The sequence below is a fragment of the Curtobacterium sp. UCD-KPL2560 genome (genome assembly GCF_001705035.1).
Lineage (GTDB): Bacteria > Actinomycetota > Actinomycetes > Actinomycetales > Microbacteriaceae > Curtobacterium.
The window spans coordinates 54,099-74,582 of record NZ_MCIG01000009.1 but is presented as its reverse complement, the minus strand read 5'-3'; the positions used below and the strand labels follow the sequence as shown (position 1 = coordinate 74,582).

At 74.1% G+C, this 20,484-nt stretch carries 17 protein-coding genes and 1 pseudogene; 8 read left to right on the top strand and 10 right to left on the bottom strand.

Annotation, left to right across the window (positions count from 1 at the left end; all coding sequences use genetic code 11):
- Together BEP24_RS04445 and BEP24_RS04440 are read right to left on the bottom strand one after the other, a co-directional pair.
- Positions 1–202 (bottom strand): annotated as a pseudogene (locus BEP24_RS04445) (AAA family ATPase); the annotation flags it as partial.
- Positions 203–316: 114 nt separating this feature from the next.
- On the bottom strand, positions 317–1,312 hold the full coding sequence (locus tag BEP24_RS04440) for a stage II sporulation protein M (protein WP_065960692.1): 996 nt from the start codon (positions 1,310–1,312) through the stop codon (positions 317–319).
- A 69-nt stretch (positions 1,313–1,381) separates the two neighbouring features.
- On the opposite strand from BEP24_RS04440, the gene BEP24_RS04435 reads away from it, so the two are divergent.
- The gene (locus BEP24_RS04435) at positions 1,382–2,251 is read left to right on the top strand and encodes an RDD family protein (RefSeq protein WP_065960715.1); all 870 of its coding nucleotides are present in this window, start codon (positions 1,382–1,384) and stop codon (positions 2,249–2,251) included.
- Between the two features lie 30 nt (positions 2,252–2,281).
- Here BEP24_RS04435 and ahcY read toward each other — a convergent pair whose 3' ends face one another.
- The gene (gene ahcY, locus BEP24_RS04430) at positions 2,282–3,760 is read right to left on the bottom strand and encodes an adenosylhomocysteinase (protein ID WP_065960690.1); all 1,479 of its coding nucleotides are present in this window, start codon (positions 3,758–3,760) and stop codon (positions 2,282–2,284) included.
- A gap of 175 nt (positions 3,761–3,935) precedes the next feature.
- Positions 3,936–4,151 carry a DUF3499 family protein gene (locus BEP24_RS04425; protein WP_065960687.1) on the bottom strand — a complete coding sequence of 72 codons (216 nt, stop codon included), beginning with the start codon at positions 4,149–4,151 and terminating at the stop codon, positions 3,936–3,938.
- A 75-nt stretch (positions 4,152–4,226) separates the two neighbouring features.
- Here BEP24_RS04425 and BEP24_RS04420 point away from each other — a divergent pair, with 75 nt between their 5' ends.
- Positions 4,227–4,667, top strand: coding sequence for a metallopeptidase family protein (locus tag BEP24_RS04420; protein ID WP_065960685.1), 441 nt, complete (start codon positions 4,227–4,229; stop codon positions 4,665–4,667).
- Between the two features lie 97 nt (positions 4,668–4,764).
- Here the strand turns inward: BEP24_RS04420 and BEP24_RS04415 are convergent, their stop codons facing one another.
- The 5 genes from BEP24_RS04415 to manA all read right to left on the bottom strand — a co-directional run bounded on the left by BEP24_RS04415 (position 4,765) and on the right by manA (position 12,039).
- Positions 4,765–6,168, bottom strand: a complete 1,404-nt coding sequence (locus BEP24_RS04415; protein WP_065960683.1) for a DUF5719 family protein — start codon at positions 6,166–6,168, stop codon at positions 4,765–4,767.
- On the bottom strand, positions 6,165–9,086 hold the full coding sequence (locus BEP24_RS04410; protein ID WP_141693349.1) for a glycosyltransferase family 2 protein: 2,922 nt from the start codon (positions 9,084–9,086) through the stop codon (positions 6,165–6,167). Before BEP24_RS04410 ends, BEP24_RS04415 begins: the two co-directional genes overlap by 4 nt.
- 140 nt (positions 9,087–9,226) lie before the next feature.
- Positions 9,227–9,547 (bottom strand): WhiB family transcriptional regulator, encoded by a 321-nt coding sequence (locus BEP24_RS04405; RefSeq protein ID WP_083230072.1) that lies wholly within the window; start codon positions 9,545–9,547, stop codon positions 9,227–9,229.
- A 236-nt stretch (positions 9,548–9,783) separates the two neighbouring features.
- Complete coding sequence (gene galE / locus BEP24_RS04400; protein WP_065960709.1) at positions 9,784–10,746, bottom strand: UDP-glucose 4-epimerase GalE; 963 nt, start codon at positions 10,744–10,746, stop codon at positions 9,784–9,786.
- A gap of 84 nt (positions 10,747–10,830) precedes the next feature.
- The gene (manA, locus tag BEP24_RS04395) at positions 10,831–12,039 is read right to left on the bottom strand and encodes a mannose-6-phosphate isomerase, class I (protein ID WP_065960681.1); all 1,209 of its coding nucleotides are present in this window, start codon (positions 12,037–12,039) and stop codon (positions 10,831–10,833) included.
- Between the two features lie 56 nt (positions 12,040–12,095).
- Here manA and BEP24_RS04390 point away from each other — a divergent pair, with 56 nt between their 5' ends.
- Entirely contained in the window at positions 12,096–13,475 is a 1,380-nt protein-coding gene (locus BEP24_RS04390) for an O-antigen ligase family protein (protein WP_065960680.1), read from the top strand.
- Positions 13,476–13,620: 145 nt separating this feature from the next.
- Here BEP24_RS04390 and BEP24_RS04385 read toward each other — a convergent pair whose 3' ends face one another.
- Entirely contained in the window at positions 13,621–15,024 is a 1,404-nt protein-coding gene (locus tag BEP24_RS04385) for a hypothetical protein (RefSeq protein WP_083230071.1), read from the bottom strand.
- A gap of 121 nt (positions 15,025–15,145) precedes the next feature.
- Between BEP24_RS04385 and BEP24_RS04380 the strand changes: the two genes are divergently transcribed.
- The 5 genes from BEP24_RS04380 to BEP24_RS04360 all read left to right on the top strand — a co-directional run bounded on the left by BEP24_RS04380 (position 15,146) and on the right by BEP24_RS04360 (position 20,422).
- On the top strand, positions 15,146–16,459 hold the full coding sequence (locus BEP24_RS04380) for an O-antigen ligase family protein (RefSeq protein WP_139197499.1): 1,314 nt from the start codon (positions 15,146–15,148) through the stop codon (positions 16,457–16,459).
- Between the two features lie 213 nt (positions 16,460–16,672).
- Entirely contained in the window at positions 16,673–18,121 is a 1,449-nt protein-coding gene (locus tag BEP24_RS04375) for a DUF2029 domain-containing protein (protein WP_065960677.1), read from the top strand.
- 50 nt (positions 18,122–18,171) lie between these two features.
- Positions 18,172–18,909 (top strand): glycosyltransferase family 2 protein, encoded by a 738-nt coding sequence (locus tag BEP24_RS04370; RefSeq protein ID WP_065960675.1) that lies wholly within the window; start codon positions 18,172–18,174, stop codon positions 18,907–18,909.
- Positions 18,906–19,406, top strand: a complete 501-nt coding sequence (locus BEP24_RS04365) for a DUF2304 domain-containing protein (protein ID WP_065960673.1) — start codon at positions 18,906–18,908, stop codon at positions 19,404–19,406. The genes BEP24_RS04370 and BEP24_RS04365 overlap by 4 nt, the downstream gene beginning before the upstream one ends.
- Positions 19,403–20,422: a glycosyltransferase family 2 protein gene (locus BEP24_RS04360; protein WP_065960671.1), complete on the top strand. Its 1,020-nt coding sequence runs from the start codon at positions 19,403–19,405 to the stop codon at positions 20,420–20,422. The genes BEP24_RS04365 and BEP24_RS04360 overlap by 4 nt, the downstream gene beginning before the upstream one ends.
- Positions 20,423–20,484: the final 62 nt, after the last annotated feature.

Here is a 20,484-nt window from a genome sequence, read left to right as displayed (position 1 = left end):
GGACCTCGTCCACGCCGAGCACGGGGGAGACCCCGGCGGACCGGACGTCGCGGGGGACGAAGCCGTCGGCGTGGCGACGGAGCACCTGCCACTCGACGTCGCGGGGCGGGACCTCGAGGACGAGCTTCATGAGGAAGCGGTCGAGCTGCGCCTCGGGGAGCGTGTACGTGCCCTCGAACTCGATCGGGTTCATGGTCGCCGACGCGTACATCCGCGCGAAGGCGGGCGGTCGCCTGTAGCGGCCGGGAGGCGCGCCCCGCGCCCGCCCCGTCGGACCGGTGAGCCGTCGGACCGGTCCGCCGTCGGTGCGGTCGGGTCAGCCGGCCGTCAGCGCGGTCGCGCCGCGCTCGAACTCCTCGACGTCGCCGCGCTGTCCGGCACGGTGGGCCCGGCCGCCGAGGACCCACTGGTACCAGAGCACCGCCGCGAGGGCGACCGTGCCGATCCCGATCTTGACGGGCCACGGCCAGTCCTGCCGGGTCACGACGCCCTCGATCAGCCCGGAGAGCAGCAGGGTGAGGACGAGGCCGACGGCGACGGACAGGAGGGCCCGGCCGTCCTCGGCGAGCGCCTGCGCCCGCGTCCGCTCCCCCGGGGCGATCCAGGACCACGCGATGCCCAGGCCCGCCGCGCCGGCGAGGAAGATCGAGTACAGCTCGAGCTGCCCGTGCGGTGCGATCCACGTGAAGAAGTCGCCGAGGCGGCCCTCGGAGTGCATGATCGCCGCCGAGACCCCGAGGTTGATCGCGTTCTGCCCGATCGAGTACGGCACGAACAGCCCGGTGATCCCGAACGCGACCATGCTCGCAGCGATGTAGGCGTTGTTCGTCCACACCTGCGCCGTGAAGGCCCCCAGCCCGTGGTCGGAGTAGTAGGCCTGGAAGTCCTCGGTCGCGTACCGGCGCAGCGACTCCGCTGTGCCGAAGGTGTCGACCGCACCCGGTGTCGTGCTGATCCACACCGCGACGACGGCCGCGACCACCACGGTCGCTGCGGCCACCCAGAGCGTCAGCCAGCGGATCCGGAACAGCGCGGCCGGCAGCTGGAGGACGAAGAACGCGGTCACGGCGGTGAGCGGGTCGACCGGGGTGCCGGTGAAGCGGAGCCGCGCACGGAACACGGTGAGCGACAGCCGGTCGCCGGTCACGGTCCGCGGTGCGGCGCCGCGGATGCGCGCGAGGTCGGACGCGGCCTCCTGGTAGCCGGCGACCAGGTGGTCGACGTCCTGCCCGGTGCGCGGGCGCCGTCGGGCGAGCCGGTCGAGCGCGCCCCAGCGGTCGCGGTGCACCTCGTCGTAGGCGTCCAGGTCCACGTCGTCTCCCCCGTCGTCGTGTCGACCGTCGCGCGGGCGGTCGACGCCGGTCTCCGCCAGAATGATCCCATGTCGACGACGCGCGTGCCCCGTGACCTGGCCGACGCCCGGTTCGTCCGGGCGCTCGACGACACGGCCGACGAGCTCGTGGTCGGTGAGGCCGTCGCCCTCGACGTGCAGCCGGCGGGCATCGCGCTCCGGCTCGCCGCGGGCCTCCTCGACGCGGTGTGCCTGCTCGCCCTGTACGTGATGCTCCTCGTCGGCACCTCGCGGCTGTGGCCGAGCAGCGTCGACCCGGCGTGGGAGGCAGCGCTGTCGATCGCGGTGCTCGTCGTCGTGTTCGTCCTCGTCCCGGCGGCGCTCGAGGCCGTCACGCGCGGCAAGAGCGTCGGGCGGTACGCCACCGGCACGCGGGTCGTCCGGCTCGACGGGGGCGCGGTCGGGTTCCGGCAGACGTTCACCCGCTCGCTCGTGGGGCTGCTCGAGCTGTGGGGGTCGGCCGGGTCGATCGCGCTGCTCGTGGCCCTGTTCGGTTCGCGGCCCCGGCGGCTCGGGGACCTCCTCGCGGGCACGGTCGTCCAGCAGGAGCGAGCCGTGCGGGCCCGGCCCACGCAGGTGGTGCTCCCCGCCGAACTCGTCGGGTGGGCCGCGGTCGCCGACGTCTCGGCGCTGCCGCAGCGGCTCGAGAACCGGCTCGGCGCGTTCTTCCGCGGCGCTGCCGACATGCGTCCGGACGCCCGTGCGGCGACGGCCCAGCGGCTCGCAGCCGAGGTCGTGCCGTCGGTGCACCCCGTGCCGCCGGTCCCCGCCGAGGTGTTCCTCGCCGGGGTCGTCGTGCTCCGCCGGGACCGCGACCGCACGGCGTTGCGTGCGCGGGCAGCGCTGCTGGACCGCGCAGCGGCGACCGCGACGGCGCGGCCCCCGGGCTTCCCGCGCTGACGAGCGGGTGGCGAGCGGACCAGGGGCGGTTCAGTACCGGTAGTGCTCGGGCTTGTACGGCCCCTCGACCGGCACCCCGATGTACGCGGCCTGCTCCGGTCGGAGCTCGGTGAGCCCCACGCCGAGGGCGTCGAGGTGCAGGCGCGCGACCTTCTCGTCGAGGTGCTTCGGCAGCACGTGCACGCCCGTCGAGTAGGCGTCGCGCCGGGTGTGCAGCTCGATCTGCGCGAGCACCTGGTTCGTGAACGAGGTGCTCATCACGAACGACGGGTGCCCGGTCGCGTTGCCGAGGTTCATCAGCCGCCCCTCGCTGAGCACCAGGATCGACCGCCCGGTCGGCAGCCGCCACTCGTGCACCTGCGGCTTGATCTCGACCTTCTCGGCACCGGGCAGCGCCTCGAGCCCGGCGACGTCGATCTCGTTGTCGAAGTGCCCGACGTTCGCCACGACCGCGAGGTGCTTCAGCCCGAGCATGTCGTCGACCCCGACGACCCCGAGGTTGCCGGTGCACGTGACGACGATGTCCACCTGGCCGACGACGTCGGACAGGCGGGCGACCTGGTACCCGTCCATCGCCGCCTGCAGGGCGCAGATCGGGTCGACCTCGCTGACGATCACGCGCGCACCCTGGCCGCGGAGCGCCTCGGCGGCCCCCTTGCCGACGTCGCCGTAGCCCACCACGAAGGCGACCTTGCCGCCGATGAGGACGTCCGTCGCCCGGTTCAGGCCGTCGGGCAGCGAGTGTCGGATGCCGTACTTGTTGTCGAACTTCGACTTCGTGACGGAGTCGTTGACGTTGATCGCCGGGAACCGGAGCACGCCGTCCCGCGCGAGCTCGACGAGGCGGTGCACGCCCGTGGTCGTCTCCTCGGTGACGCCCTGCACGTCGGCCGCGATGCGGGTCCACCGGTCGCCCGACCTGCGGAGCGACGCCGCGACCGTGTCGAGGACGATCCGCCACTCGGCGCTCGCGTCGGGACCGGGCTCGGGAGCGGCCCCGGCGGCCTCGGCGTCGGCCGCGGTGTGCAGGAGCATCGTGGCGTCGCCGCCGTCGTCGAGGATGAGGTTCGGGCCGGTCCAGGTCGCGCCGGCGACGGCCGCCTCGGCGCTCCAGTCGAAGATGCGCTCGGTGCACCACCAGTACTCGTCGAGGGTCTCGCCCTTCCACGCGAACACGGGGACGCCCGCCGGTTCGTCCGGGGTGCCGTGCGGCCCGACGGCCACCGCGGCGGCGGCCTCGTCCTGCGTCGAGAAGATGTTGCAGCTCGCCCAGCGCACCTGCGCGCCGAGCGCCACGAGGGTCTCGATGAGGACCGCGGTCTGCACGGTCATGTGCAGGGAGCCGGCGATCCGGGCACCCGCGAGGGGCTGCGAGGGACCGAACTCCTCGCGGAGGGCCATCAGGCCGGGCATCTCGTTCTCGGCGAGCCGGACCTGGTGCCGGCCGGCGGCGGCGAGGGCCGGGTCGGCGATGCGGAACGGTGCGGCGGTGCGGGCGTCCGTGGTCATGGCGCCAGTCTCGCACGGTGGGTCCGGCGGACCGTCAGACGACGTCACGGACCGGTGTCGCGCCTCCAGGCCGTCGCACCGGGCGTCGGACGGCCCGTCTCGCGGACGGGGTCGGTCGGTTGCGCGCCGGCACACCGTGGCGGACCGTCGCACCGGGCGGCCCCTCGCGGTCGCGTCAGTCGGACTCGCGCCGGACCGGGCCGCGGCGCACGACGTCCCAGCCGAGCGGGACCCGCAGGCGCGCGGCGTGCCGGGCGCACAGGTCGTAGCCGTGCGGTTCCACGCGTGTGGAGAGCGGTCCGACGACGACCATCGAGTCCGCGTAGTCGTACGTCAGGGTCGCCGCAGCGCTGCCGCCACAGGCGACCTTGCTGCAGATCCGCACGTCCATACCGGCACCGACCCTACCGGAGGGCCCGTCGGTCGGTCCCGCGTCGCGGCGGTCGTCGCCGCGTACGATGGCGGGATGTTCCGCAAGCCGCGTCTCGTCACCCCGGTCGACCGCGCCAGGGGACGCTCCCGACACGGGCGCGGCGGACGGTCGAGCGTGACCGGGCCGCACCTCGCACCGGTGATCACCCGCGCCGAGCTGTTCGACCGGATCGTCGGCGACACCGCCCACTACCTGCTCGGGCTCTGGCCGGAGGAACTCGCCGGCGTCGTCTTCCAGGTCGCGGACATGCCGACGGTGGCGCCGGTGCCGGAGCGCATGCCCCGATGGCGCGTGGACCGTGACGAGCGTCGTGTGACGCTGTTCCGGATCCCGGTCGAACGGGTCACCCACAGCCCCGAGAAGGACGACACCGACCGCCGGGTCATCATCGAGACCGCGGTGTTCCGTGCCGTCGGCGAGCTGCTCGACAAGGACCCGTGGGACCTGGCGCCGGACCGCTACCGCCACTGGTGACGCGGCGGCTCCCCCGGTCGGGGATGCCGCACGGCGACGACCGGGCCGGCCGCGCCCGCGGCGGGGACCGCCCGGGCCGACCCTGCAGCGGTGCCCGCTACGGGTAGATCCGCAGCGGTGTCGACGCCTCGGTGGCCGCGCGGACCGGGAAGCCGGCGATGCCCGCACTGCCCGCGTACGACACCCCGGCCACGAGCCCCTCGGTCCCCGTCATCACGAGCTGCTGGGACACCGGCACCGAGACCGTCGCCGTCGAGCCGGAGGCCACCTCGACCCGCTGCTCCGCGTCTCCCGAGCGGATCGTCACCCGGGCGTCGGAACGCGTCGGGTTCACGAAGGACAGTTGCGGCGCGTCACCCGGGGCCACGGCCGCGATCGTGCGGTCGGTCAGCGGCTCGGCGGACGCGAACCAGCCGAGGTCGGTGCGGCCGTCCTCGGTCGGCGTCGTGGTGCGGGCACCGGCGACGACGGGCTCGGTCGCGGTCACCGTGAAGGAGTAGCGCCCGTCCGGGAAGTCGTCGAGCGCGACGTCGGTGACGACACCCGGCTCCGCGGTCGCGTTCACGGTCGACCCGCCGCCGTCCGCGGTGGTGATGCCGAGCGTGACACGGGCGGTGCGGGTCCCGGGCACGAAGATCCGGACGATCGGTCCGGCGTCCGCGGCGTCGTCCCCGCTCTGGGCCTCCTGCGCCTGGTCGAGCACGACCGCGGGGATCACCTGGCGCTGCGCCGGAGCGGCACCGCCGGAGACGATGTCGAACCCGCCCGGGGTGAGCGTCCGCACGATGCTCTCCTGCATGTGCGCGACGATCTGGCCGCCGGAGGACGTGACGTGCACGACCGTGGAGCCCTGGTCGGACACGAAGCCCGACAGCGGCACGACCTTCTGCGTGTTCGGGGCGACGACGATGCCGGTCGTCCCGGGTGCGCTGACCTGCCCGGAGCCGTCGTAGACCGCGAGGTCGACCGTCGCGTTGACGTCGGTCGGGTTCGACAGCGTGATGAGGCTCGTGCGACCGGTCTCCGTCGACCCGCCGACCAGCCACGTCGACTGGCCCGGGTCGTCGCAGGACGCCGCGGCGGTGCCGACGAGGTCACCCGACGAGACGCTCTGGCTGCTGCTGCCGGCGACCTGCGGGGTCGTCCGGCCGGCCGGGGCGGTGAGGAGCTGCGGTGCGCTGCTCCCGGTGGTGGAGCCGCTCAGCTCGCTCCGCTCGACGGTCGAGCCCGTGGTCGCCGTCGCGACCGAGGCGGAGCCGACGGTGCTCGCCTTCGTGGCGTCGTTGCCGGAGTCGTCCGACAGGCGCAGGGCACTGCCGGCACAGACCCGCTCGGCGGCGGCGGGGACCGGGGTCACGGTGCGGCCGGCGGGACGGTCGGGGTCGCTCCCCGTGCCGATCGCGTGGGCCGCCGTGACGGCGCCGGCCGCGACGACCACGGCGACGGCGGTCGCGGTGCCGCGGACGAGCCAGCGGCGGACGGTGGCGGGACCGGTGCTCATTCGTCGCGCTCCTCATCGAAGGTGGTGGCGGGTTCCTCGGCCTCGATGACGTTCGAGGTGGCGCGGCGTCGGCGCGGGGCGGTCGGCACCGCGAGCAGGGCCGCGGCGCCGAAGACCACGCCGAGGACCACGAGGTAGAGCACGTGCGTCGCCTGGGTGGCGGCGGAGCCGGTCGACACGCGGTCGACGTCGCCCTCGTAGTGGAACAGGCGGCCGGTGGCGGTCTCGCCGATGCTCGTGAACCGTGCGTCCTGCCCGATGGCCCCGACGGCACGGTCGTGCACGGCCTGCGCGGAGGCGTCGTCGGGTGCGCCCTCGAGGAGCACGAACGAGATGCCGAGCGAGCGCAGCGCGGGCTCGGGGTCGTAGCCGCTCCGGCTCGCGAGGTTGCCGGCGAGCGTGGTCAGGCGGGCCCCGGCCGGGCTGAGCCGCAGCGCGGTGGCGTCGAGGGTCGACTGGTCGTCGAGCGTCGAACCCTGCCCGCGCTCGAGCGCGACCGCGAGCGACCCGTCGGTCTGCGGCGAGACCACGAGCGTGCCGACCTCCGGGTTCGCCTGCGCCTCGGCGTTCACGTAAGCGCTGAGGACCCGGCCGGTGGTCGGCTGGATGACCGCCGTGCCGAGGAAGAACGCGGCGAAGGACGGCGCGACCGCGACCCCGGCGAGGACGGTGGCGACGAGCCCGGCGACCGGGGCGACCCGGGGCAGGACGTCGACCCCGATGCACGCGGCGAGGGCGAGCGCGAGCCAGTACACCGACAGGCCGCTGCCCGGCCACACGATCGCGGTCGTGGACCCGACGCCGGTCACGGTGACGTGCGTCGCGGCGAAGGCGGTCGCGAACCCGAGGAGCGCGAGGACGAGCGCGGTACCGGCGACGGCCCAGCGGTGCCCGAGCAGCGCACCGACCGCGAGCGCGGCGACCGGCAGCACGAGGACGGCCATGACGACCGGGAGCACGACCGCGACCAGCGCGGCGTCCACCCCGGCGACCGCGGGCAGCCACCCGCTCCAGTCCGGGAGCGGTTGACCGATCGCGAGCTGCAGCGCGGAGGGGACCGGCGTCGCCGAGGGGACACCGGGGTCGGCGGCGATCGCGAGCGGGTTGCCCCGGGCGACCTGCGTGAGCACGAGCGGGAGGAAGAGCACGGCGGCCGGGACCGGGATGAACACCCGACGGTGCGCCCGTCGCCAGCCGACGACGACCGAGACGAACCACCCGATCACGAGCACGGGCAGCAGCGACGGCGCGGACGCCGCGACGACCGCGAAGAGCAGCGCGGCCCCGGACGCCCACGCCCAGGAGCGGTGCGCCTCGAGGACCGCGAGCAGCAGCCACGGGAGCGTCAGGTGGGCGACGACGGCGCCGAGGTGCCCCGTGGTGACGCCGCCGACGAGCGACGGCGCGAGGGCGTACAGGGTCGCACCGATCACCGGGACCCAGGTGCGCGTCGTGACCTTGCGCACGGCGAACCAGGCACCGAGCGCGGACACCGGCATCGCGAGCAGCATCACGAGGACGACCGAGGTCGAGGGCGACCACCAGGTGAGCGTGCCGAGCACCGCGACGACCGCGGCGAACGGGTCGCTCGGACCGGTCCACCCGGTGCCGACGGCGTGCCAGCCGTAGCCGACGTTCTGCCAGAGCCGTCCGACGTCGGTGCTCAGCGGCAGGAGTCCCCCGCCGGTGAGCGCCGGGCTGCCGAGCAGCGGCCACAGCGTGACGGCGCTGACCACGGCCGCGGCGAGCACGACCCACACGCCGCCGTCGCCGAGGAACGAGGCGCGGGCGATCGGGGCGTCCTCGACCCGGGCGAGCTCGACGTCGCGCGAGGTGGTCCGGTGTTCGTGGACGCGGCGCCAGCTGACCCGGAGCGGCTCGACCGCGGCCCACCCGACCCGTCGGGTCCGGGCGATGCTGCGGCGCGCACGACGGACGCCGCCGCCGAAGGCCACCGCGAACGCCGCCGCGAGCTCCCCCGACACCGCGGCGGGGTGCTTCGCGACGAGGTGTCCGACGGCGCGCCCGATCGCGAACGGCACGAGGGTGAGCCAGTGCAGCCAGAGCAGCCCGGCCGGTGCGTAGGTCAGGCGTCGGTGCAGCTGGGCCTGCCGGTGCATGCGCACCCGACGGGCCTCGGACACGCGCTTGCGCCCGAACTCCTCGATCGGGCCGGCGCTCGCCACGCGGGCGTCCGGGACGACGGCGACGCGGTGCCCGGCGAGCCGGGCGCGGATGCAGAGGTCGAGCGCGGCGTCGACGTCGGGCAGCGCCGGGTCGAAGCCACCGAGCTCGCGGAAGACCGAGCGGCGCACGAGCATGCCCGCCGCCGCGACGCCGAGCACGTCGGTGTCCCGGTCGTGCTGGCCCTGGTCGAGCTCGTCCTGGACGAGCGTGATCGACCGGCCGGTGCGGGTCGTGCTCTCGCCGAACGCTCGGATCACCGAGGGGTCGTCGGGCGACACGAGCTTCGGGCCGGCGACGACGACCGAGGGGGCGATCTCGACCGCGGAGAGCATGGCCTCGAGCGCGGTGGGCGCCGGGGCGTTGTCGTGCCCGAGGACCCAGAGCCACTCGTCGGCGGGGGCGACGTCCTCGGCGAGCGGCGCCTCGCGTTCGGCGCGGGCGACGGCCTCGCCGAAGGGACGTCCGGCGGGCAGGCGCACGAGGCCCGCGGAACCGCCGAGGGCGATGTCGGCGGTCGAGCCGTCGGTCGACCCGAGGTCGACGACGACGAGGTTGTCCGGGTGCCGCGTCTGTGCGACGAGGGCGTCGAGGGTGCGGTCGACCTGCTCCCCGCCGTTCGCGGCGACCAGGACCGCGGTGACGCGGGGTCGTCCGGAGCGTGGCTGGTCGAGGTCCGACCGGGACCGGTCGGACTCGGACTGGGGCCGGGACTGCGCGGGACTGGGCTGCATGACGCGCGTCACTCTACGGTCTGGAGGCGCGGCGCCGGTCCGCGACGACGGCGCGCCGTGAACCTGTGCACCTGGTCACCGCTCGGTGCGGGGCGGGCGCGCACCGTGCCTCCCGGCCGGGTGGCGGTGGGGTGGTCCGCCTAGGCGCGACGGCGCAGCTTGCGGCGCTCGCGCTCCGACAGTCCGCCCCAGATGCCGAAGCGTTCGTCGTTCTCGAGCGCGTACTCGAGGCACTGCGTCCGGACCTCGCAGGATCCGCAGATCTTCTTGGCCTCGCGCGTGGAGCCGCCCTTCTCGGGGAAGAACGCCTCCGGGTCGGTCTGCGCGCAGAGCGAGTCGACCTGCCAGGAGAGCGGGTTCTCCTCGTCGGCGTCGGCTCGTCGGACCCCGGGGACCCCGAGGGCCACCGGGTCGACGTGCCAGTCCTCCGGCACTCCGGTGTGGAATTCGGCGCTGTTCACCCTGATCACCCCTGACGTCTCGGCTGCGGACCACGTTCGACACGTGGTCGCTGCTGTAATTACAGCGGTGTGATTCCCGAGAGTCAAGTCGCGGATCATAGGAGGCACTGACCGATCCGGCGTGTCATGTCCCCCGTACGGGCGTGTCGCGGTCGATCTGTCCGCCGATCGGGGGACAACACCGGGCCCGGGCGGACGGTCCGCGGCGGTGTCGTCGACGCGGTCGCGCACGCGGCTCAGCCGATCCGGCGCCGGGCCTCCCACGCACTGCTGACCATCTCGTCGAGCGTGTGGCGCATCGACCACTCGAGGTCGCGGGCCGCCGCCTCACCCGTCGCGACGATGCGGGCCGGGTCGCCCGGACGCCGCGGGGCCACCTCGGGCTCGAACGCGATGCCGGTGCCGGTCGCCATCGCGTCCATGATCTGCCGGACGCTCACGCCGTCGCCACTGCCGAGGTTGTACGCACGCTCCAGGGGCTCCCCCGCCTCGAGCTTGCGTGCGGCCACCGCGTGCGAGTGGGCGAGGTCGGCGACGTGCACGTAGTCGCGCACGCACGTGCCGTCCGGGGTCGCGTAGTCGTCGCCGTTGATCCGCGGGGTGCGACCGGCGAGCAGGGCGTCGAACACGAGCGGGAAGAGGTTGTGCGGGCTCGCGTCGTACAGGTCCGGCTCCCCCGACCCGACGACGTTGAAGTAGCGGAGCGAGGTGGTGGCGAAGCCCGCGGCGACCTCCATGTCGCGCAGCAGCCACTCGCCGATGAGCTTCGACTCGCCGTAGGGCGACTCCGGGGCCTTCGGCGTGGACTCGACGACCGTCTCGACGTCCGGCGTGCCGTACACCGCGGCACTCGACGAGAAGACGGCCTTCGTGACGCCCTGCTCGGCCATCGCTCGGAGCAGCGTCGTCATGCCGGTCACGTTCTGCTCGTAGGTGTGCAGGGGGCGCTCGACCGAGACGCCCGCGTACTTGAAGCCCGCGACGTGCACGACGCCGGTGACGTCGTGCTCGCGGAGCGTCCTGGCGACCAGGTCGCCGTCGAGGATCGTGCCCTCGACGAACGGCACGTCCTCGGGGACGAACGCACGGAAGCCGCTCGACAGGTCGTCGAACGCGACCGTGTCGATGCCGGCGGCGCGCAGCGCGCGGACGACGTGGGACCCGATGTACCCGGCACCGCCGGTGACCAGCCAACTCATGCTCGTCACGCTAGCGGACCGGCTGGTGTCCCCCGGCCGCACCGGCGTGCGTGTCCACGCACGCGTGGTCCCGTGGCTGCGGGATCACGCACCCGTCGCGATGAAGACGGTGGAGGTCAGACCCGAGCCGGCGTCCGCCTCGACCGTGACGTCGCCCTCGTCCGGCGTGACGTAGCACGCCTCGCCCTGGCGGAGCAGGGTCGCCGAGGTCGCGCCGACGAGCGTCACCACACCCGCGGTGCACACCGCGATCGACGGGCCCGAGAGCGGGGCCACCCCGCCCGTGGCGAGCCCGACCGGACGACCCTCGCCCGTGACCCGCAGGAGCGCGAAGCCCACGCCGTCCGGGGCGAACCGGTCGACGCCCGGCGCGAGGTGCTCGGGTTCGAGCAGCGGCGCCGGGTGCGCGGTGAAGTCGAGCACCCGGAGGAGTTCCGGGACGTCGACGTGCTTGGGGGTGAGCCCACCGCGGAGCACGTTGTCCGAGGGGGCCATCAGCTCGATGCCGAGGCCGTCGAGGTACGCGTGGACGTTCCCGGCCGGCAGGTACATCGCCTCGCCCGCGGGGAGCGTCACGCGGTGCATGAGCAGGGACACGACGACGCCCGGGTCCCCCGGCCAGGTCGCCGCGAGGTCCCGGACCGTGCGGGTGTTCGGGGTGTGCGCGTCCTCCGGCAGGGCCGCGGCGAGGTCGCTCGCGGCCTGCACCACGGCGAGCGCCGACGCGTCCGCGGTCTCGAGCCAGCGCACGGTGTCCTCGAGCCCGTGCGCCAGGTGCACCAGGAGCGGACCGAGCCGACCGGTCCCGCCGTCGAGCGCCTCGACGTCGGCGACGGTGTCGGCGACCGGCCGGAACCCGCTGAGCGCCTCGAACCGCTCGCTCAGGGCGACGACGAGCTCGGGCTTCGGGAACGGGTCCTTGTAGTTGCGCGCGGGGTCGTCGAGCGGGATGCCCGCTGCCTCCTCGCGGTCGTAGCCCTCGCGCGCCTGCGCCGGCGTGGGGTGCGCCTGGAGCGACAGCGGTGCCGCGGCGGCGAGGAGCTTGAGCAGGAAGGGCAGGCCGGTGCGGTCCGGTCCGAGGGCGTCCTCGGGCTCCGCGGCGATCCACTCGCGCAGGGTGTCCGCGCCGCCGACCATCGCCGGGTTCACCACCACGCTCGGGCTCCCGGCGTGCGCACCGAGCCAGAGCTCGGCCTGGGGCACTCCGGTGACCGTGCGCCCGAGGAGTTCGGGGATCGCGGTGGTCGATCCCCAGGCGTAGTCGCGCGGGGTGTTGGTGATGCCGAGGAACATGCCCCGAGCGTACCGGGACGCCCCGACCGCCCGACGAGCGGCGGTAGCCTGTCGCCGTGACGAACACCTGGCCGATCGCCCGCGGGACCGTGTCCGAGCGCGAGGCGTTCGCCCTCGCCGTCGCGGTGGTCGGCACCCTCTTCGCCGGCGACGCCGTGCCGAACGTGCTCACCTGGTACGGGGCCGCCGCCGTGTGGGCGCTCGAGGCGGCCTGGGGCGTGTCGGTCGTGGTCCGCGCACGGCCCCCGATCGCCCGTACGCCCCGGTCGCTCTGGTTCTTCCTGGCGTGGTGCCTCGTCACGGTCGCCTGGTCGCACTGGCGCCCCGCGACGCTCGCGAGCATGGTCGCCCAGGTCGTCTGCGTCGTGGTGGCCTTCGCGATCGCCTCGACCCTGAGCTGGCGCCGCCTGCTCGACGCGGTCTCGGTCGCGATGCGCTGGGTGCTCGGCCTGTCGCTCGTGTTCGAGGCGGTCGTGGCCGTCGTGGTGCGGCACCCGATCGCGCCGATCTGGACGGACTACGGCGACCGGAAGATCCCCGACGCCTTCTACTTCTCGCGCGCCGAGCTCCTGACCGGCGGGCGCATCCAGGGGCTGCCGGGCAACGCCAACCTGCTCGCGATGGTCGCCCTGCTCGCCGCCGTCGCGGTCGCGGTGCAGCTCGCCGAGGGGCGGATCGGCCGGTCCCGCGGGCTCGTCTGGCTCGCGCTCGCGGTCGTCGTGCTCGGACTCACCCGTTCGTCGACGGTGCTCGTCGCGGCCGTGGCCGTCGTGCTGGCCGCGCTGGTGGCGGTGTGGCTGCGCCGGGTCCCCACCGAGCGCCGGACGCCGCGGTACCTCCTGCTCGCGGTCGTCGCCGTGGTGGTCGTCGCGGGTGGGGTCGCAGCGCGCAGCGCCCTCACCGGCCTGCTCGGCAAGACCTCGGACCTGACCGGGCGGGGTGAGATCTGGGACGCCGTGCTCGGCCTGGTCGCCCGGCACCCGGTGGTCGGGTCGGGGTGGATCGGCTACTGGTGGCCGAACATCCCCGAGCTCGCCGACATCGCGCACCGCAACGGCGTCACCTACCTGCAGGCACACGACGCCTACCTGGACGTGTGGATGCAGACCGGTGTCGTCGGCCTGGTGCTGTTCGTCGCGTACGTCCTGACCACGCTGCTGCGGTCGTGGTCGAGCGCCACCCGGGTCGCCTTCGGTCCGGACCTGCGCCCGCGGCCGTTCGACCCGGTGTCGCTCTTCCCGCTGCTCGTCGTGGTCGCGCTGCTCGTGCAGTCGGTCGCCGAGTCCCGCCTGCTCTACCAGGGCAACTGGGTGCTGTTCGCGGTGCTCGCGGTCAAGACCCGGAACGTGCTCGTCGGCGAGGAGCCGGCTTCGGTCGGCGACGGGCCGCGCACGCCGCGGGCCGCACGCGCCTTCCGTCAGGCCGGAGCGCGCTGACCGCGAGCGCGGCACGGGCGAGGGCCCGAGCACCGAGCACCGAGCACCGAGCACCGAGGCCAGGACAGGCCTTGCCGGTCCTGGCCTCGCCGGGCCCCGCCGGGCCAGGACCGGCCAGGTCAGGTCGTGCCAGGGAAGGTGCCCGTCAGCGGTCGACGACGACGAGCACGCAGGGCACGCTCGTCTGCCAGACCCGGTCGAGGGCCTTCGGGGCGTTCTGCACGACCGCCGCGCCGGACGGGTCGGCGCGGCAGAGCGCCGTCTGCTGCTCGAGCTGCGGGCGCCACGCGGGTCCGTCGCTGCGGTAGGACAGCCCCGGGGCCGCCGAGCCGACGGCCGCCGCGACCACGACCGCGATCGCACCCCAGCCGACGACCGCGGCGACGATGCGGAGCACACGGTTGCGGTCGACCAGCCGCAGCGCGCCGGACCGCAGGGCCGGTCGCGGGCCGATCAGGACCGCTGCGGCGACGACGAGGGCCGCGGTGAGCAGCATGGCCGCGGGTGCCGCGTACCGCGTCGGGGCGCTCATGGTCGCGGCGAACAGGCCGTTCGGCTGGCTCCACCCGCGGTCGCCCGAGCTGTTGGCCTCGAGGGCCGCGGTCCAGGTGCCGACCGAGCCGACCACGAGCGCGACGATCTGGACGCGTGCGCGCCAGGACCCGGCGACGAGTCCCCCGACGAGCACGACGGCGATCCCGACGATCGGCACGAGGAGGACGACCGGGCCGTGCGCGATGACGGCGCCGGCCACCCGGAACGACTCCTTGAGGAACGTGCCCGCGAGCGGCTCGAACAGGTAGCCCTGCACGACGTCCGCGACGGCGGGGTTCCCGGCCGCCGTCGGACGGTCGGTGGTGAGCGCCGTGACGACCTGCATCGCGAGCCCGACGACGGTCACGACCGTGACCGGCAGCGCGGTGACGACCCGTCGCCGGGCCCCCTCGTCCTCCGCCGTCCGCGGCGTCCGCCACCACGCCACGACCAGGAGCGGCACGAACAGCAGCGTCTGCGGTTCGGTGAGCACGGCGACGGCGGCGAGGACCGCGACAGCGGCGGACGCCCACCAGGTGCGGACCCGGGCGGTGAAGAGCCACGGCACGAGCAGGAGCATGAGCCAGTGCAGGTTCGCGGCGTTCCCGAGCACCTCGATCGGCGCGATCGGCACGATGACCGGCACCACGGCGAGCACGAGCCGCAGCGGCCACGCCGGCACGACGTCCTTCGCGAGCACGAAGACGGCGGCGCACACGATCCCGGCGATCACGCAGCTGGCCCCGGAGACCGTGACGGCGTACTGCTCGATCGGCCGGTGCACGGCCAGGTCGACGACGAGCCGCGGCAGCAGGTGCAGGTAGCCGGCGTACGGGTGCAGCAGGGACCCCACCGAGCCGTACCGCAGGTGCTCGGCGAAGAACACGTCGCCGTCCTCGGCCCACACGGTGGCGCGGGCGACGGGTCCGAGCCGGTACCAGGCGTACGCGGTCGCCAGGACGGCCACGACCACGGCGGCGAGGGTGGTCGTCAGGGTCTGCTGCGTGCGCTTCATCGACGATCGAACATAGTCGCGATATCGCATGCCGCTATATCGACGCTCCGCGATGCTCCGCCGCGTCCGCCGTCCCCGGCCGCCGTCGGAACCTCGCAGAGCAGTGCGAGAGGATGGGACCGTGACGAACATCAGGGTGGGCAGGCGGGCGCTCGCGCGCCGCTACCTGTCCGCCTGGATCGGGTTCTCGGCGGGCGGGCGGTTCAGCCAGGCCCTCGCGACCGTGATCGTCCTGTTCGCGTTCGGGGAGCCGACCGTGCGCGTCCTCGTCGGGAGCGCCGGCACCTGGGCCGTGCTCGTCACGCTCGTCGTGCTCGCCGGCCTGAGCCTGCTCGGACAGCGCTACCGCATCGAGTGGCACGGCGTCCTGCCGCTCTCGCTCCTGGCGCTCGTCGGGTACTGCGCGCTCAGCGTGCTCTGGAGCCCGTACTCCTGGGTGGCGCTCCGCGGCTTCGTGGCGATGGTCGGCTTCGTCGGGCTCGGGCTCTACCTGGCGCTCGGCCGCGACCTCGTGCAGGTGATCCGCGCCGCGGGCGACGCCTTCCGCATCCTGCTCGTCGTCGCACTCGGGCTCGAGGTGCTGTCCGGGCTCGTCCTCGACGTGCCCTTCCCCGCGTTCGACATCCAGGGCGCCATCGCGTACGGCGGTCCCATCCAGGGCATCGGCGGCACCCGCAACTTCATGGGCTTCGTCGCCGCGGTGGCGCTGGTCACCTTCGTCGTGGAGTTCCTCACCCGCTCCGTGACGACGTGGCGTGCCGTCGCGTCCACCGCGCTCGCGGTGATCGCCCTCATGCTCGTGCAGTCGCCGATCACCGGGCTCGCGATGATCGCCCTCGCCGTGACCGCGCTCGCCCTGTGGGCGCTCCGGCACGCCCGGCCCCGCACCCGGCCGGTGGCGAACACCGTGCTCGGCGCGGTCGTGGTCGGCATGGCGGTCGTGGGGGTGATCGCCCGGCACCGGATCCTCGCCGAGATCGGGGCGGCTGGCGGCAGCGCGACGCGGCTCCAGCTCTGGCAGCAGATCCGCGTGCTCGTCGACCAGTACCCGGTCCAGGGATGGGGCTGGGTCGGGACCTGGCCGCACGAGGCCGTCGTGCCCTACTCGACGTTCATCGGGCCGACGGGCGAACGCTTCACCTCCGGGCTCAACGCGTTCGTCGACGCGTGGCTCCAGATCGGGCTCGCCGGCATGCTCGTCCTGCTCGCCACCGCGCTGCTCGCGTTCGCCCGGGCCTGGGTCACCGCGACGACCTTCCCGGGGGTGGCGTACGTCTGGCCGGCCGCGATCCTCGTGCTCCTCGGGGTGACGAGCACCGCCGAGAGCTACCTGCTGCACGGGGCGGGGCTCATGCTCTTCACGACCGTCCTGGTGGTCGCGGCGCGCCGCCGCTCCTGGCGGCGGCACCTGCCGCGTCCCGACCACCCCGCATGACCGCGCGCTCCGGTGGGTGATCGCGACCACCCACCGGCCGGGAGGCGCGACACCGGTCCGGCACCGTGCCTCCCGTCCGGTGGTGGCGACCACCCACCGGACGGGAGGCGCGACACCGGGCCGCCACCGTGCCTCCCGTCCGTCGCGTCCCACGACCGCGACGGTGGCGGGTACCGTGTCCGGGTGCACCCCCGACTTCCTGAACGTCTCGCCATGTGCGTGGTGGCCGCCGTCCTGACCGTGCTGAACCTGCTGCTCAAGCTGCCGTGCACGGACACCGCGCCCTCGGTGCTGCCCCGCGACGCCGTGGTGTCGCGCTTCGGCTGCTTCTCGGACGTCGAGTTCCTGTGGGACGTCCGGCAGCTCGCCTCGCACGTGTTCCCGTACGTCACCGGGTCGGACATCGGCAACGGCACCGTCGAGTACCCGACCCTGACCGGCGTCTGGATCTGGCTGACCGCGCTGCCGGTGGACACGGCGCGGGGCTTCCTCGTCGTCACGGCGGCCGTCGCGGTCGTGATCGTCGTCGTCGTGACGCTCCTGCTCGCCCGCATCGCCGGGCGCCGCGCCTGGATCTGGGCGGCGACGCCCCCGCTCGCGCTCTACGCGGTCTCGAACTGGGACCTGCTTCCGGTGGTCTGCACGGTCGTCGGTCTGGTCGCCGTCGTCCGTCCGCCCGCACGCTGGTCCACGACCACCCGGTACGCCGTGGCGGGCCTGGCCTTCGGCCTCGGCGGCGCGTTCAAGCTCTACCCGCTGATGTTCCTCGCCCCGCTGGCGATCGCGGCGCTGCTCGACCGCGACGTGGCCCTCGCCGCGCGCGTCAAGCGCACCGTCGCCGCGCTCGGCAGCGGGATCGGGGTCGTCCTCGCGGCGAACGTGCCGTTCGCGCTGATCAACCTGGACGGGTGGCTCTCGGTGTTCCGGTTCCAGGCCGGCCGCCCGATCAGCCCGTCGACGATGTCGATCTGGTTCTACGGCCTGATGCCCTGGTCGATGGCCCCGGAAGGCTCCTTCCAGACGCTGATGGGCACCCTGTCCACCGTGACGACCGCGATCGGTATCCTCGCGGTGCTCGTCGTCACGGTCGTGCTCGCGCTCCGCCGGGGCACGACGCCGTGGATCGAGTCGGCGGCCGCACTGCTGGCCGTCTACATGGTGTGCAACAAGGTGGCCTCGCCGCAGTACGTGCTGTGGCTGCTGCCGTTCTTCGTCGTCGTACGGATCGGCGGGTGGTGGATCGCCGCGTACCTGGTGGCGGACATCTGCGCGTTCGTCGGGTTCTTCCGCAACACGTTCTACATCGCCGTCGGCATCGGCACCTCGACGTGGGCGAACCAGGCGATGGCGGTCGGCATCTGGGGTCGAGCGGCGCTGCTCGTCGCGTTCGCGGTGGTGTTCTTCCGGGTCGGCAGCGTCGCGACCGACCGGCCGGGTGCGCGGCCCGTGGCCGACGGGACGCCCGGTGCACCCGAGGCGCGCGGTGGGCACGGTGCGCCCGGTGCTTCCGGTGCTTCCGGTGCTTCCGGTGCTTCCGGTGCTTCCGGTGTGCACGGTGCGTCCGAACGGGTGTCCGACCACGCGGCGGACGGCGTGCCCGTCGGCGTGTCCGGTCGTGCCGCTGGCGACCGCGACGACGACGCCCCGGTGCACCCCGCGTGACGGTCCCCGGCGCGCCCGGCGGCTCGCCCGCGGTTGGTAGCATCGTCGGCATGTCCCTGCTCCAGCAGACGCTCATCGTCATGCCCGCGTTCAACGAGAGCGCGGTGGTCGGCGACGTGGTGCGCGAGGTCCAGGCAGCGCTGCCCGGGGCCACCGTCCTCGTCGTCAACGACGGTTCGGCCGACGACACGGCCGCGGTGGCGCGACGTGCGGGCGCGACGGTCCTCGACCTGCCGTTCAACCTCGGCGTCGGCGGCGCGATGCGCGCGGGCTTCAAGTACGCCGTCGCGAACGGCTTCCGCTACGCCGTCCAGGTCGACTCCGACGGTCAGCACGACCCGTCCGGCGTGCCACAGATCCTCGACGCGCTGCAGCGCAAGGACGTCGTGATCGGCGCGCGCTTCGCCGGAGTCGGCGACTACGAGACCCGCGGGCCGCGCCGGTGGGCGATGGTCGTCCTGGCGTCGGTGGTGTCCCGCATCGCGGGCACGAAGCTGACCGACACCACGTCCGGCTTCCGGGGCGCCGGTCCCCGCGCCCTCGAGCTGTTCGCCGAGCACTACCCCGCCGAGTACCTCGGCGACACGGTCGAGTCCCTCGTGCTCGCCGCCCGCGCCGGCTGCTCGATCGAGCAGATCCCGGTCGCGATGCGCGTCCGGGCCGGCGGAACGCCCTCGCACGCGCCGTTCAAGGCGATGATCTACCTCGGTCGTGCCGCGATGGCCCTCGTCGTCGCCCTGTGGCGCCCCCGACTCTCCCTGCGCACGGTGGAGGTGCCCGGCTCGTGAACGTCACCACCTACGTCTTCGGCATCGTCGTCGCCCTGCTCGTCCTGGTGGCGGTCGTCGAGCTGCTCCGTCGTCGCCGGCTCCGCGAGCGCCACGCGCTCTGGTGGATCGTGGCCGGCGTGGTGGCCCTCGTCGTCGCGGTCTTCCCGGGGCTGCTCGTCGGGACCGCCGCCGCCCTCGGCTTCTCGGTGCCGACGAACCTCGGTTTCTTCGTCTGCCTCGTGCTGCTCTTCATGGTGTCGGTGTCGCAGAGCGCCGAGCTCACCGTGCTCGAGGACAAGACCCGCGTGCTGGCCGAGGAGAGCGCCCTGCTCGAGGAGCGGATCGGTCGGCTCGAGCGCCGTGCCGCCGGAACCGTCCCCACGGACACCTCCGCACCGGTCGTGGCCGGCCCCGCCGCGGCTCCCGTAGCGGGGTCGCCGTCCGTCACCCGTGAGCGCGTCGCGCTGCCCGCCGACGCACCGACCGGGCGCGCGGGCACGGACCACGACGCATGACCGCTCCGGACGTCACCGTCGTCATGCTGGCGTACGGTGACGAACCCGTCCTGCACGCCGCCGTCCGCTCGGTGCTCGACTCCGAGGGCGTGGACGTCTCGATCGTGCTCGTCGACAACGGGTGCACCTCGGACGCCGTGCGGACCCTGCCGGACGACCCCCGTCTGACCGTCCGCACGCCGGACGAGAACCTCGGATTCGCCGGCGGCGTCAACCTGGGTGCCGAGGGCGTCACGACGACGTACCTCGGGCTCGTGAACTCCGACGCCGAGGTCCGGCCCGACGCCCTCGCCGCACTCGTCCGGGTGGCGGCCCGCCCCGACGTCGGCATAGCGAGCGGCAGCATCCGGCTCGCCGACCGTCCCGACACCATGAACTCCGCGGGGAACCCGGTCCACGTGGTCGGCCTCAGCTGGGCCGGCGCGTACGGCGAGCCCGCGAGCGCGCACACCACGGAGCAGGACATCGCGTCCGCGTCGGGTGCGGGCCTGGTGCTCCGACGCGAGCTCTGGGAGCGTGTGGGCGGGTTCGAGGACACCTACTTCGCCTACCACGAGGACGTCGACCTCAGCTGGCGCACCTGGCAGCTCGGGCTCCGCGTGGTGTTCGTCCCCGACGCGGTCGTGCTGCACCACTACGAGTTCAGCCGGAACGCCCGCAAGATGTTCCTGCTCGAGCGCAACCGCCGCATCTTCCTGGCCACGCTCTACGGCCCGCGCCTGCGAGCAGCCACCGCGTTGCCCGCGTGGGCGATCGGGCTCGCGATGGGAGTCGTCGCCCGCGCACAGGGCTGGGGTCCGCAGCACCACGAGGCCCGGCGCTGGATCCGCGACAACCGGCAGTGGCTCGTCGAGCGCCGTGCCCGGGTCGAGGCCGCGGCCGTGGTCGACGACCGCCGCATGGCGCGCCTGCTCACGGCGACGCTCGACCAGCAGGTGTTCCCGCTCCCCCCGGGTGCCGGGGTCCTGCAGGCAGTGATGCGCGCCTACTGGGGCGTCGTCCGCCGGTTCGTCTGAGTCCTCGCCGCGCGGGCTCGGCACCGCGGCACCGGCGCGTCCCCGCTACACCGGCGGGCCGT